14 protein-coding genes and 1 pseudogene are annotated in these 13,208 nt (G+C 73.0%); 11 read left to right on the top strand and 4 right to left on the bottom strand.

Translation table 11 applies throughout. From position 1 onward, the window contains the following. Positions 1–10: 10 nt before the first annotated feature. Positions 11–862, bottom strand: a complete 852-nt coding sequence (locus tag GBN72_RS33445) for a site-specific integrase (RefSeq protein WP_151775749.1) — start codon at positions 860–862, stop codon at positions 11–13. 281 nt (positions 863–1,143) lie between these two features. Between GBN72_RS33445 and GBN72_RS33440 the strand changes: the two genes are divergently transcribed. After that, positions 1,144–1,707, top strand: coding sequence for a Uma2 family endonuclease (locus GBN72_RS33440; protein WP_164541045.1), 564 nt, complete (start codon positions 1,144–1,146; stop codon positions 1,705–1,707). A 150-nt stretch (positions 1,708–1,857) separates the two neighbouring features. Here the strand turns inward: GBN72_RS33440 and dnaB are convergent, their stop codons facing one another. The 3 genes from dnaB to GBN72_RS33425 form a co-directional block, all read right to left on the bottom strand. Continuing rightward, on the bottom strand, positions 1,858–3,318 hold the full coding sequence (gene dnaB, locus GBN72_RS33435; RefSeq protein ID WP_151775748.1) for a replicative DNA helicase: 1,461 nt from the start codon (positions 3,316–3,318) through the stop codon (positions 1,858–1,860). Then, the gene (locus GBN72_RS33430; protein WP_151775747.1) at positions 3,315–4,625 is read right to left on the bottom strand and encodes a hypothetical protein; all 1,311 of its coding nucleotides are present in this window, start codon (positions 4,623–4,625) and stop codon (positions 3,315–3,317) included. The genes dnaB and GBN72_RS33430 overlap by 4 nt, the downstream gene beginning before the upstream one ends. 159 nt (positions 4,626–4,784) lie before the next feature. After that, a complete protein-coding gene (locus GBN72_RS33425) occupies positions 4,785–5,783 on the bottom strand; it encodes a helix-turn-helix transcriptional regulator (RefSeq protein WP_151775746.1) in 999 nt (332 codons plus the stop codon). A 268-nt stretch (positions 5,784–6,051) separates the two neighbouring features. Here GBN72_RS33425 and GBN72_RS33420 point away from each other — a divergent pair, with 268 nt between their 5' ends. The 10 genes and pseudogenes from GBN72_RS33420 to GBN72_RS34435 all read left to right on the top strand — a co-directional run. Further along, complete coding sequence (locus GBN72_RS33420) at positions 6,052–6,312, top strand: hypothetical protein (RefSeq protein ID WP_151775745.1); 261 nt, start codon at positions 6,052–6,054, stop codon at positions 6,310–6,312. A gap of 42 nt (positions 6,313–6,354) precedes the next feature. Further along, positions 6,355–7,332: an LLM class flavin-dependent oxidoreductase gene (locus GBN72_RS33415; protein WP_151775744.1), complete on the top strand. Its 978-nt coding sequence runs from the start codon at positions 6,355–6,357 to the stop codon at positions 7,330–7,332. Between the two features lie 84 nt (positions 7,333–7,416). Further along, positions 7,417–8,445 (top strand): daptide biosynthesis RiPP recognition protein, encoded by a 1,029-nt coding sequence (gene mpaB, locus GBN72_RS33410; RefSeq protein WP_151775743.1) that lies wholly within the window; start codon positions 7,417–7,419, stop codon positions 8,443–8,445. Continuing rightward, positions 8,445–9,272 carry a daptide-type RiPP biosynthesis methyltransferase gene (gene mpaM, locus GBN72_RS33405; protein ID WP_151775742.1) on the top strand — a complete coding sequence of 276 codons (828 nt, stop codon included), beginning with the start codon at positions 8,445–8,447 and terminating at the stop codon, positions 9,270–9,272. Before mpaB ends, mpaM begins: the two co-directional genes overlap by 1 nt. After that, positions 9,269–10,534, top strand: coding sequence for a daptide-type RiPP biosynthesis aminotransferase (gene mpaD / locus GBN72_RS33400; RefSeq protein ID WP_151775741.1), 1,266 nt, complete (start codon positions 9,269–9,271; stop codon positions 10,532–10,534). Before mpaM ends, mpaD begins: the two co-directional genes overlap by 4 nt. A gap of 5 nt (positions 10,535–10,539) precedes the next feature. Continuing rightward, positions 10,540–11,736, top strand: a complete 1,197-nt coding sequence (gene mpaC / locus GBN72_RS33395; RefSeq protein ID WP_164541041.1) for a daptide-type RiPP biosynthesis dehydogenase — start codon at positions 10,540–10,542, stop codon at positions 11,734–11,736. Between the two features lie 99 nt (positions 11,737–11,835). After that, on the top strand, positions 11,836–11,982 hold the full coding sequence (locus GBN72_RS34450) for a daptide-type RiPP (RefSeq protein ID WP_164541039.1): 147 nt from the start codon (positions 11,836–11,838) through the stop codon (positions 11,980–11,982). Positions 11,983–12,065: 83 nt separating this feature from the next. Then, positions 12,066–12,218 carry a daptide-type RiPP gene (locus tag GBN72_RS34445; RefSeq protein WP_164541036.1) on the top strand — a complete coding sequence of 51 codons (153 nt, stop codon included), beginning with the start codon at positions 12,066–12,068 and terminating at the stop codon, positions 12,216–12,218. A gap of 67 nt (positions 12,219–12,285) precedes the next feature. Further along, positions 12,286–12,438, top strand: a complete 153-nt coding sequence (locus tag GBN72_RS34440) for a daptide-type RiPP (protein WP_164541034.1) — start codon at positions 12,286–12,288, stop codon at positions 12,436–12,438. Between the two features lie 180 nt (positions 12,439–12,618). Then, positions 12,619–13,208: pseudogene (locus tag GBN72_RS34435) on the top strand (daptide biosynthesis intramembrane metalloprotease); the annotation flags it as partial.

Genomic DNA, 13,208 nt, shown 5'->3' with positions numbered 1-13,208 from the left:
GCCGGGTGTGTCAGGCGCGGCCGGGTTCGTCCCAGAGCCCGGTGTGGGCGACGGCGTCCGCGGTGACCGGGGGGTTGCGTTCGGCGAGCAGCGGGTGGAGGGCGGCGATCTGCTGGACGAGGACGTTGAGCCAGCGCGACTGGAGCGCCTTGCGGTGGTGGTTGAGGAGGAGGCGGTTGCTGCCGTCGGCGGGGGTGGGGCGTTCGCGGAGGTAGGCGTGGAGGACGGTGCCGGTGATGGGGTCGAGGGTGAATTTGCGGCCGGCCGTGCTGTTCTCGGCGCGGGCGCGGGCGTCGTAGCTGCCGTCGGGCAGGGGGTGGAGGTCGTCGAGGTCGAGGCCGACGACCTGGGAGGGGCGGAGGCCTTCGAGGAGGAGGTGGACCGCGAGCTGGTCGCGTCTGTGGTGTCGGGAGTGCGCGGGGCCCCAGGAGCCGAGGGTGTGGAGGAGGACGGCGCGTTCGCGGGGGGTGAGGCGGTTGTGGGCCTCGCGGGGGCGGGTGACGCCGGAGCGCAGGGGTGCGAGGTCGGGCAGCGCCGGCAGGAGGCCGCGGTCGTGGGCGGCGGCGAGGTACTGGGAGAGCGCGGTGATCCGGCGGTCGTGGGAGCGGGCGACCTCGGGGTGCCTCCTGGCGAGGTGGCCGAGGGCGTCGGGGCCGTCGAAGGACCGGCCGTCCAGGTACGGCTCCAGATAGCGGTCGTGGGACCAGTCGGCGACGTCCTGGAGACGCAGGTGCACGGGGTCCGCCTGCCGCAGGGCGCACCAGTCGATCCAGCTGGAGACTTCGCGCTGGTACTCGGCGCGGGTGGAGGAGCGCAGGGCGCTGTGGGCGAGCCAGTCGTGGAGCAGGTCGACGGGATGCATGGTCGGTATCTCCCTGTGTCTCCCCTGGCGGATTAGATTACAAAACTCAGGGGCCGCTTCAGCTTAGGGGCGCGCGTCGCGTCCTGGGCCTCAAATTCAGGGCGTCACGGACAAACGATGCTACGGAAGTGGGCGGCCCTTGAGTTTTGTAACCTTAGACTGGAGGTGTTCTCGTGGCCCCGACCGGGGACACGAGAGGGGCGGGTCCCGGCAGGACCGGGGTCCGCAGACACAGGCGGTCCGGCGGGGCACACTGGGACTGCCACGAGGAGGTGAAGGGAATGAGCGTTGCCATCGACCACACCGGTCCCTGGACCGTCGCCGACGTCCTGGCACTGCCCGAGGACCGCACCACCCGCTACGAGCTGCTCGGCGAGTCGCTGGTGATGTCCCCCGCGCCCGGTGTCCGCCACCAGAGGGCCTCCTTCCGGCTCCACGTGGCCCTGGACGCCGCGGCCCGTGCCGCCGGCGCACCGGTCGAGATCCTGGAAGGCGTCAACGTCGTCCTGCCCTCCGGACTGGTGGTGCCCGACCTCGTCGTCGCGGACGCCGGGGCGACCGCCGACGACCCCGTAACGGTCGACGTCGAGGCGGTGCGTCTCGTCGTCGAGCTGGTCTCCCCCGGCAACCGCACGATGGACCGCAAGATCAAGCCGATGCTGTACGCGGAGGCCGCGATCCCGTACTTCTGGCGCCTGGAGTTCGACCCGGCCCCGATGCTCTCCGCCTACACGCTCGACGGCGGCCGTTACGTCGAACGCGTCACCGCCCTCGCCGGGACGACGACCCGGATCGACGCTCCGTTCCCCGTCGACATCGACCCCGCGGGCCTCACCCGGCAGTGACGGCGTCCGACGCCCGACCCGCCCCTCCGTTCCCGGAAGCCCCTGAACGCCTCTCAGAGGACGTCCCGCGCCCCGACCCGAGCCCCCGGTGGCCGTCGCGCATGACACGCGCCCAAGTGGCCTCCACCGCGCTCCTCGCGCTCCTCGCGGTCAGCGCGCGGGCATGTCGGCGAACCGGGCGAAGTGGAGCTGCGCGGCGACCGTGACCGTGCCGACGGGGCCGTTGCGGTGCTTGGCCACGATCAGGTCGACCTCCCCGGCACGCGGGGAGGTCCTCTCGTAGGCGTCCTCGCGGTGGAGCAGGACGACCAGGTCGGCGTCCTGCTCCAGCGAGCCCGACTCCCGGAGGTCGGAGAGCACCGGCCGCTTGTCCTGCCGCTGCTCGGGACCCCGGTTGAGCTGGGCGAGCACCACCACGGGAATCTCGAGCTCCTTGGCCATGAGCTTGATGTTCCGGCTGGTCTCGGCGACCTCGACCTGCCGGTTCTCCGCGCGTCGACCCGGGCTCCGCACGAGCTGCAGGTAGTCGACGACGACGAGGTCGAGGCCCAGGCGCTGCTGGACCCGCCGGGCGGCCGCCTTGATCTGGGTGAGGCTCAGGCCGGGCCGGTCGTCGACGAGGAGCCGCTCGGTGTCCATGCGCTCGGAGATCCCGGCGACGCGGGCCCAGGAGTCCTCGCTCATCCGGCCGCTGCGGATGTGGTCCAGGGCCACGCCCGCCTCCGCCGAGATGACGCGCTGGCCGATCTCGATCTCGCTCATCTCCAGCGAGAAGAACACCACCTGACGGTCCTCCATGAACGCCGCGTGCCGGGCGAGGTCCAGGGCCACGGTGGACTTCCCCATCGCGGGCCGCCCCGCGACGATGACCATCTGCCCGGGGTGCAGCCCGTTGGTGAGGGAGTCGAAGCCGCGGTACCCGGTGAGCGCGCCCGGCGGCTGTCCGTCCTGCTGCACCTTCTCCGAGGCGGCCACCGCCCGGTGGAACACCTCGCGGAACGGCGTCCCCGCGGACCGCTCGCCGGCCCGGGTCACCCGCGACAACGTGGCCGCGGCCCGGTCCAGGACGTCGTCGGCCTCGCCCAGCCCCGCGTAGCCCAGCTCGGCGATCTGCACGCCGGCGGCCGCCAGACGCCGCAGCTTGGCCCGGTCGACGACGATGCGGGCGTAGTCGGCCGCGACCGTCGGCGACGACACGCCCTGCGCCAGCGCGTGAAGGGCGGCGGGACCGCCGACCCTGCCGATCTCGCCGCGCTCGGATAGGTGCGCGCCGACCGTGATCGGGTCCGCCTTCGCGCCCTCGGCGTACATCTCCACGATCGCCCGGTACACGGTCTGGTGGTGCGGCCCGTAGAACGCGTCGGCGCCCAGCGGGCCGAGGGCGTCGACGACGTCGCCGACGGCGTCCGGGGACAGCAGCATCGCCCCCAGCACGGCCGCCTCGGCGTCGGGGTCGTGCGGTGGCACGCGCTCGGGGCCGGGCACGTCGTGCTGTTCGTGCCGCGGCCGGGGCTGCGGGGGGACGGCGATGATGAGGTGCTCCCTCGTCGTGGAAGGGTGACGCAGGGCGGGAGGATCGCTGGCGGCAGCGGGCGGCCCGGACCCGCTCATGGGGCCGGCAGCCGTCTGGCGGTCACCGGGACGGGCCGCGGGGCGGCTTGGCCGTCGTGCCCGGCAGGGCGGGACGGGTCCAGGCCCAGCTTGGCCTTCAGCCGGGCCAGTGCCTCGCCGGTCACCGGGCCTTCGCCCTCCGCGCCCCGCGGCCCCGGAAGACCGCCGGGTGCCACAGCCGTCTGGCAGGGGCACGACTCCAGCAGCCGAGACGGGTGGTACGGGCAGGGCTCGCCGGCAGGATCGGGCGGTCCCTCGGGCGCGGTGGCCCTGGGCGGCGGGAGGTTCTCCACCCGGTGTCTCATCACCGCCAGCCGGTTGATCACAGGGCTGCTGTCCCGGGACACCGACAACGCGCGTAACAGGTCGCCGCCCAGGGCCCAGCCGTCGGCCTCGACGGTCTCCAGCAGCAGCGGCGCGAGCTTGCGGCGCTGCTTCACGTTCAGCGCGACGTCCCCCGGCAGACCCCGGAGGAACTCGGCGACGGCGGCCAGGTCGGGCGGCAGCGCGCCGTCGGAGCCCCGCGCGGTCCGCGCGGAGCGGGTGTCCCGGTCCTTCCCCGTCGCGGTCCCGGCAGGCGACGAGGTCCTGCGGGGGTAGGGGGAGGTAGTACCTCCCCCTAGGGGGGGTACGGGGGGGACGGCGCCACCGTGTCCGGCAATGCCGTAAGCGGTACGACCTGCGGCGACGGCCGCCTCACCATGACCGGCATCGCCGTGTCCGGCGTCACCGTGTCCGTCGATGCCGTAAGCGGTCCGGCCTGCGGCGATGCCCGTTTCCGCAGGCCACGCCGCGTCCGTCGATGCCGTGAGCGGTTCGACCTGCGGGTTCGTCGCTCCCGGGGACCAGTCGGGGTTGTACTCCGGATGCCGGAACAACTCGTAGCGGACGGCTCCGAACCGCCCCTTCTCGTTGGACTGGGAACGCCGGAGGAACCCCGCGCGGACGAGCCGCCGGAACGCCCCGTAGACGGCGTCCCTGCCCACCAGACGGCCGTTCGAGCTGACGATCCCCTCCGTCCGCAGCGACGTGACGAGCTCGGCGACCGTGAACGGCCGTCCCGCGTCCGCCATGAACGAGCAGTGCAGCAGCACCACATAGTCGAGCGGATCGGTCAGCCCCGCCCCGAAGACCATGTGCGGGTGGACCGCGATCGGCGGCCTGGGCTCGTGCACGCCGGCCGCCGGGACGACCGCGGCGGCGGAGAACGTCTCCGCGTCCTCGGGCACCTGCCCCACGTCCTCGAAGGAACCGTCTGCAGCGGCAGCGGGGGACGAACGGGTCACCAGGTCCTCGTTTCTGGGCATGTCCCGCGTCACCTTTGATCACTACATGAACCGCCAGATGGGGCAACGGCGGACTGCACACACGATCGAGGAGCACGAGAGGAAAAGCGGCGGCACTTGTGTCCGGCCGTACGGCGGTTCAGCTCGCGCGGAGCCGGCGGCGCCCCGCACGGGATCGCGTCAGGTCAGCCAGCCCTTCGCATGGGCGATGAGAGCCGCCTCGACCCGGTTCGCGGCGCCCAGACGGCGCATCAGGGCGGCCAGGTGCTTGCGGTAGGTCCGCACCGACATGCCCAGGTGACGGGCGGCCGTCTCGTCCTTGTCGGCCTCCCTGAGCATCGCCAGGATCTCCAGCTCGGTGTCCGAGACGACGTCGACCTCTTCGTGGGGGAGCTCGTCCGCCGCCTCCCACATGCGTTCGAAGAGAGTCACCAGCGTGGTCACCAGGCCGCGTTCGCGGACCAGCAGCGCGCCGAGGGCGGTCCGGGCGGGGTCGATGGGCGTGAGCGCGGCAGACCGGTCGACGATGATCACTTTCTCCACCGGCTGCTGGGAGACCCGCACCTCGGCGCCGTGCGAGGACAGTTCACGCATGTAGGAGAGCGAGGGCTCGTCCTTCAGGACGGCCGCGCCCATGACCATGCGCAGCCGCACCCCCCGCCGCAGCAGCCGCATGTTGATCGGGCGGGAGACGGCGATGGACTCCGGGCTGAGGATTCCGGCGGGCTCGGTGGTCAGGTCCTCGGTACGGGCGAAGAACGTCAGCTCGTCGATGGCTTCGCGGACCGCCTCGATGCCGTTCAGCTGGGTGATCACCTGGCCCTCGCCCGGAGAGGGGGAGCGGGCCGAGGGACCGTCCGTCCAGCACTCCATGAAGAGCGTCTCGATGACCGACCGGCGAGCGACCTCGCCCTCCAGCTCGTCCCTCAGGATCCGCAGCCGGCGGTCGATGAGGGCGTCCACCGCGCGGGGTGGCGGGACCGCCCGCGTCACATCGCCGGTCCGCGTCGCCAGGCCCAGGAGCAGCAGTTTCTCCAAGGACTCCCGGTCGGGCGCCCCGTCCGGGGCCGGGGAATCGTCGACGGTTCCGGGATCCGAGGAGGAACCGCGGCGCAGGAGAGCCCGGTACACCCGCTCCTCTTCCTCGGTCACCCCCAGGAATGCGAGCAAGTCCCCCATGGATTCCCCCCGTTGACGATCTGTTGGAACGTCGTTCCTGGAATCTTCAGATGATCGAACATGGCTGTCAATGGCGAATTGTCCCGAAAGGCGAGTGTTTGACCCTGGCGGGTGAAAAACCCGTGCAGGATGAGGAAAACGGGCGTGCAGCAAGCTGCGCGCGGACGGCCTCGTGGCGGCCCTTGAGTGACGGCAGAGTCTTACTCGCAAGGAGGAACGGCCCCCAGCAGGGGGACACACAGTCCGCGCCGAGCTTCGAGGAGCCCCCGTGAACCGCATCGCGTCCCGCAGCACGCTGTCGTCCCGTCGCCTTGCGCGAGTCGGTGCCGCTCTGCTGACCGCCGGCCTGCTGGCCGGCCTGGGACAGGGCACGGCCCTCGCCGCCGACGCGCCGCAGCACACGGCGGCCTCCTCCGCGAACCTCCCGGTCGAGGGCGCCGCCGCCCTCGACCACCTGCTCGGCAAGCTCGACGGTCTGCTCCCCGACGTGCTCGCGCCGCTGTCGAAGAACAACAACGACTGGCAGTAGCCAGCGGCCCGCCGGCGACCCGACCGAGGAGATCCCACCGCCATGACCGACTACTCCGTGCTCATCCCCTGTGTTCCCCGCCGGCTGGAGCAGGCCCTTCCCTTCGCCGGTCTGGTCCAGTGGACCGGGGCCGCCCGCCTCTGGCAGGGACAGTCCATGCTCCTGGAGCCCCACCAGACCTTCACCGGCATGGCGGGCGCCGGGTTCCGGGTGCCGACGGGCTTCGGGGTCACGCTGATGCCGCTGCGCCACCCGTACGAGGCGGCCATGCAGGCACGGTCAGTGGCCATGACCACCGGTGAGCCGGTGATCGCGGGCTTCGGCCCCGGAGGGCAGGCCTTCCAGGCCAACCTGATGGGCGCCCCGTACGCCAAGCCGCTGCAGGCGGCACGCGAGTACGTGACGGCCGTACGGAAACTGCTCGACGGCGAGGTCGTCGAGGCGAAGGGACCGAACTTCCCCTTCCTGGGGCAGCTGGCCCCCGCGTCGGCGCCCCGGGTCGACGTGGGACTGGGAGTACTGCGGCCGGGCATGGCCCGGCTGGCGGGCGAGGTGGCGGACGTCGTGATCACCTGGCTCACCCCGCCGGGCTACCTGCGGGATGTGCTGATACCCGCGGTCGCCGAGGGCGCGGCCCGCGCGGGCCGGACCACCCTGCCCCGGGTGGTCGCCATGGTCCCCACCGGGCTCGAGAAGGAAGGACGCGAGGGGGCCGAGCCCGAACGGCTGGCCCTGGTCGGCAACGCCGGCCACATGCAGGCCCCGCACTACCTGGACATGCTCTCCCGCGCGGGCGTGGACACCGGCTCCGGACAGCTCGCGGACGTGGCGCGCGGCGTCGTGGAGACCGGCGCGTTCGCCGGCGGAGACCTCGCGCAGGCGGTCAAGGGACTGCGTGCGTACGAGGAGGCGGGCGTCGACGAGATCGTGCTCAACACCACCGCCGTGAACAAGCTCTTCGGATCCCGCGAGTCGCTCGCCGACCTGTCCTCGATCCTGCAGGCCGTCACCGCCGCCTGACCCGCCCCTCCCCGCACTCCGCCGACTGCCCCGACGCCTCGTCAGGCGGCGGAGGCGCAGATGACCGACGAAGGATGTAATGGCATGAGCATGACGATCGACCGTGGCCGTCTGAAGGAACACCTCATCTCCTGGGCCACCGGCACACCCCTCGGCACGCCGCCGCCCACGGCCACCGGCACGCTGGTCCTCGCCGACGCCGCGCACATCCCCGCCGTCGTCGCCTCCGGCCTCGTCGGCCCCGGCACCCTCCTGCTCGCCCCCGACGACGGCACCGGTGTGCCCGAGCCCGCCGTCGGCTACGACGGAAGCCTCACCGAGGCCGGCGGGGAGTTCTCCAACGGCCAGGACTTCTTCCTCCAGACGCACTCCTACGTCGCCAGCCCCTTCATGACGGTCTTCGGCCCCACCCTGGTACGCGTCCTCGACGAGGCCGACCACGAGGCCTTCCTCGCCGACGCCGCCCGGGCCGTGGACGAGGGCGTCTTCCCCGACTTCCTCGTCACCTCCTCCGTGGTCCTCGCCGACCCAGCCGCCCTGAGCGGCGAGGCCCGCCCCGGTGACGGGCCCGCCGTGCGGCTCTACGCCGACCACGACGGGCAGCTGTCGGTCTCCCCCACCGGGGCGGTGCTCGGCACCGTCGGCGACAGCCTCGAGACCCTGACCGCCCGCCACGAACAGCTCACCGCCAGGGCCGCCGGTCTCGGCCAGGTGCTGTCCCCCGACACCCTGGACACGGTCCACGACGTCCACCCGCACCTGCCCCGCTACCTCCGGGCCGTCACCGCGCTGCGCAGCTTCGCCGCCCGCGGGATCACCGGTCTGAAGGTGTCCGGCTTCGGTTCCCGGCTCGCCCCGCAGCTCGCCGGCACCGACGCCCGCGCCGACCTCTCCGACCCCGGCCTGCCGCTGGTCGTGTACCGGGACGACGAGGCGTACATCGTCGACGGGACGCGCCTGTTCACCGTCGACGTCCGCGCCGCCCAGGCCCTGGAATGCCTGCTCGCGACCGGCGGCCGCACCGCCGGCCTCGTCCCGGACGGCTGGGACGCGCAGGTGACCGAGCTCCTGGCCCGGCACGGCGTCCGCCTCTCCCTCCCGGTGGCCGCGTGATGACCACGATCGCCCAGCCGACGCCCACGCTTCCGGCCCCGCAGACCCTGGCCGCCCGGCGCATCGCCGAACTCGGCCCGCGGGCCCGCCTGTGCGGCCTGTACGACGCCCTCGGCGCACCCCTCTACCAGGACCTGACCACCTACGACGACTACGAGACCCGGGCCGTGCTGGCCGGCATCCGCAGCACCAGGGGTCCCGTCCTGGACCTGGCGGCCGGCGCAGGACGGTTCAGCCTGCCGCTCCTGGCGGTCGGCCGGGAGGTCACCGCCCTCGACCTCTCCGCCGACATGCTGGCCCTGCTGCGGACGGAACTGGAGAAGGTCCCGGCCCGGATGCGGGAGCGCTGCACCGTCGTCCAGGCCGACATGTCCGCCTTCGACCTCGGCCGCCGCTTCCCGTACGTCCTGCTCGGCACCACCTCGCTCTCGCTCCTCGACGCGGACGGCCGGGCCGGCCTCTACCGCAGCGTCCTGGACCACCTCACCGACGACGGGAAGTTCCTGCTCACGGTGATGGAGCGCGGCGACGCCGACGGACCCGACGAGACGGTCGAACGTCTCACCGGCCTGGGCGGCACCGTCTACGAGTTCCACGAGCACTGGCCGGCCGGCGCCGCGGGCCGCACCGTCACCCTGCTGCCCGCCGACCCTCCGGCGGACGACAGCCCGGTGCCGGTGTGCACCGACCACGTCGCCGTCGTGGACCTGTCGCGGCTGGAGGCCGAACTCTCCGCGGCCGGCCTGACCGTCGTCTCCCGCCAGATCCTGACCCAGCCCGGCGAGCGTCACCGCGTGACACTCCTGACCACGGAAGCCTCCCGATGACAGCGCTCTGGCCCTACCTCATCCCGCCCTCCAGCCACGGCGACGACCGGCTGTGCGCGATCGGCGCGCACGGGCACCGCGTCACCTTCGCGGACGGCCGCACGGTCCTGGACGGCGACAGCGGACTGTGGAACGTCAACCTCGGCTACAACAACCCGCGCATCGCCGATGCCGTCGCCGAGGCCGCCCGCCACGCCTCCTACCTCGGCTCCTTCCGCTTCGAGAACGTCTACGCCCGCCGCGCCGCCGAGGACCTGGTGAGGGTCTGCGGACCCGACCACTACTCGCGGGTGATCTTCTCCACCGGCGGCGGCGTCGCCAACGACGCGGTCATGAAGCTCGCCCGGCTCCACCACGCCCTCCAGGGCGCCCCCCAGCGCAACCTGATCGTCTCCCTGCGCAACAGCTTCCACGGCCTGACCTTCGGCGGCTTCGCCCTCACCGGCGAGGACCTCGGCCAGCGCGTCTACGGCATCGACCAGCGCCTGATCCGCCACGTCACCCCCAACGACACCGCCGAACTCGGCCGGCTCATGGCCGCCCTCGGCCGCCAGGTCGCCGCGGTGATCGTGGAGCCCGTCGTCGGCACCGGCACCGTCCCCCTCGACGAGGAGTTCGTGGCCGCCCTGGTCGGCCTGCGCGACGAGCACGGCTTCCTGCTGGTCGCCGACGAGGTCGCCACCGGCTTCGGCCGCACCGGCAGCTACTTCGCCTCCGAGAGCTGGCCCGGCCTGCCCGACGTCCTGGTCACCTCCAAGGGACTGACCAACGGGGTCTGCCCCGCCTCCGCCCTCGTCCTCTCGCACCGCGTGGCCGAGGCCCTCACCGAGCACGACACCGTCTTCGCCCACGCCGAGACCCAGGGCGCCACCGCTCTGGCCGGCGCGGCGATCAGCGCCACCATCGCCGAGATGGAAAGGCTCGACGCGGTGGCCGCCGGCCGGGACGTCGCCGCCTGGCTGCACCGGGAACTCACCGGCCTCGTCGACCGCCACCCGCTCGTCGCGGAGGCCACCGGCACCGGATGCTTCCGCAGCCTGCGCGTGGTCCGCCCCGACGGCGGCGAGCTGACCGGCGTCGACGTCGGCGGCCTCGTCACCCGGATCCGCGAGGCGGGCGCCATCGTCCACCCCGGCCCGTCCGGCATCCAGCTCGTGCCCGCCCTCACCTACCGGCGCGAGGAGGTCACCGAACTGGTGACCTGCGTCGAGGCGGGCCTCGAAAGCCTGCTGCCGGCCGCCGCCCAGGCCTCGAGGAGCTGACCGCCGTGCACGCCTCCCCCGACTCCTACGACCGCATCCCCGCGCTCCTGCGCGAACTGCGCCCCACCGGGGTGACCCTCCTCGCCGACCCCGCGGTGGCACGGCACGCCGTCACCCGGGCCGTGCGGGAAGGCATCGCCCGCGCCGGGATCACGCCCACCCGGGCGCTCACCCCGGCCGACGGCAGCGTCCGATCCGTCGAGACGCTCGCCTCACGGCTCTCCCCCGGTGAACTGATCGTCGGCGTCGGCGGGGGCAGCACCCTCGACCTCGCGAAGCTCGCGGCCACCGCCCACCGCAGGCCCGAACTCCTGCGCTACCTCACCTCCCCGCAGCGCAGCGGCCTGATCGCCCTGCCGGAGGCATGGCAGGAGCCGGCCCCCGTGCTCGCGGTTCCCACCACCCTGGGAACCGGCACCGAGGCCGGGCAGGTCGCCTGCTTCACCCACGGCAGCGCCAAACGCATCGCCATGGGCCGGTGCCTGAAGCCCGTCGCGGCCCTGCGCACGGCCGAGGCCACCGAGACCCTGCCCCCGTCCCTGGTCATGGACGGCGCCCTCGAGGCGGTCTTCCGGACCGTCATCCCCTACAGCAGCGACACCGTCGACCTGCCCGAACAGGACGAGGCCGCCGAGCAGATCGCCGTCGGCCTGCTGACCGCCGGGGACGAACTGGCCCGGCATCTCGCCCAGGGCCTGCCCGCACCCGCCCCTACGCGGCTGCTCCTGGCACGCCTCAGCGCCGAGAGCCAGCTGGGACACATCAACGTCGGCCGCAACCCCTACGCCGTCAAGTGCTGGGCCATCGCCAACGAGCTGTCCACCGTCCTCGGCGTGGCCAAGATGCGCGCGGTGTGCGCCCTGTGGCCGGCCGTGTGGCGGCGGGCCCTGGACGGAGACGTGCGCTTCGGCAGCGCCGACCGCATCGACCGGCTGTGGCGGCGGCTGCGCCACCAGGTCCCCTGGCTCGCACCGGAGCCCGAGGACGGCCTGCGCCGGCTGATGCAGCGCTGGCGCACCGACCGCACCCTGCCCCTGACACCGCCGCTGCGCCGCGAGATCGCCCTGCGCAGCGTGCGGGCCTGGGGCGCGGGACTGCCCACCCTCGCCAAGTTGAGCGCCGACGACATCACCGCGCTCCTCGCCGAGGCCACCGAGCCGCCCTCCGCGGACGGCTCCCCCACGCTCCTCCTGGCGGGCTGACGCCCGGCCCGGAGGTGAAACAGCACCACCGGCACCACCTGCACCACCCCTGAGAAAGCGCCCCGGACAGGCCGGGACGCCGGACACGAGGAGAACACCATGACGGACCGCACCCCCATCGCCGAGCAGGACCTGGCCGAGCTCGACATGCAGGAGCTGGAGGCCGTCCAGGCCCCGGGCTGGGCCACCAGCATCGGCGTGAGCGTCGGCATCACGATCGTCTCCATCGCCGCGAGCCTCACCTGAGCAAGGCCTGAACCGGGCCGGCCACGGCCCGTTCACCCACCTCGTACCACCTCCCGCACCACATTCACTCCAAGGAGCGACAGATGAACGACAAGCAGGACGTCACCCCCGAGAACCTCGAGATCGTCGAGGCCGACATGCAGGAGCTGGAGTCGATGGAGGCCCCGGGCTGGGCGACCGTCAGCACCGCCTTCTCGGTGGGCGTCTCCGTGGGCGTCTCCATCGCCCTCACCTGATCCAGCGCCGCACCACCGCACCACCGCACCATCGGCACACGCACCAACCAACCAAGGGAGAAAAGCAATGAACAAGAACCACGGCGTGGACAACTTCGAGCTCGTCGAGGTCGAGATGCAGGAGCTGGAGTCCCTGGAGGCCCCCGGCTTCTGGACCGGCGTCTCCACGGGCGTGACCATCAGCGCCTCGGTCATCGCCTCCCTCGCCTCCCTCACCTGAGCCGAGAACGGCGAGCGCACTGACGCGGCGGGAGACGGCGTGAACGCCCGACCCTCCGCACCTCAGCACCCTCCCGGGTGACCCGAGGAATCTGCGGGGTCCGGCCGGCCCGGCCGGCCGGACCCCCGCAAGGGTGCCGCACGCTCCCTCCCCCGCACGCCGCCCCGACAAGGAATCCCCGTGAGCGCTGTCACCACCGCCCCGCCCCCCGCCGCCGCCCCGGCACACACGATGCGTCCGCGCCTCGCCCCGGGAGCCGAGGTCCACCCGCCCGCCGACGGCAAGGGCGAATGGGTCCTCCAGCACGGCCCCCGCTACGTGCGGATCACCCCGCACCTCGCCCAGCTCGTGCAGGAGTTCGACGGTGAGCGCGACCACGGAATCCTCGCCACCCGGCTCGGCGGCGGCTGGAACACCGAACGCGTCGACGACGCCGTCCAGCGCCTGGACGGCATGCGCCTGCTCGACGACGGCAAGATCACGGCGCCGCCCGTGGCGCCCCGCTTCCACTTCGTCCCCCCGATGACCCTTCAGCTCACGCTGCTGCGCCCGGGGCGGACGATGCACGCCATGCGACCGCTCTTCGCCCGGATCTTCTCCCGCGGCGCGGTCGCCGCCGCGGCCCTGTGCGTCCTGCTCGGCATGGGCGCCATGGCCGCCCAGTGGGACGCCGTGGTCGCCACGCTGAACAGCCCGGTCTCCGCGGCCGCCTTCGGCGGCGTGATGGCCGCCCTGCTGATCGGCGTCTCGATCCACGAACTGGGCCACGC

Source organism: Streptomyces abyssomicinicus, assembly GCF_008974245.1.
In the GTDB taxonomy this organism is placed as follows: domain Bacteria; phylum Actinomycetota; class Actinomycetes; order Streptomycetales; family Streptomycetaceae; genus Streptomyces; species Streptomyces abyssomicinicus.
The sequence above is the reverse complement of the archived record's forward strand: the minus strand, read 5'-3'. Positions and strand labels throughout refer to the sequence as shown.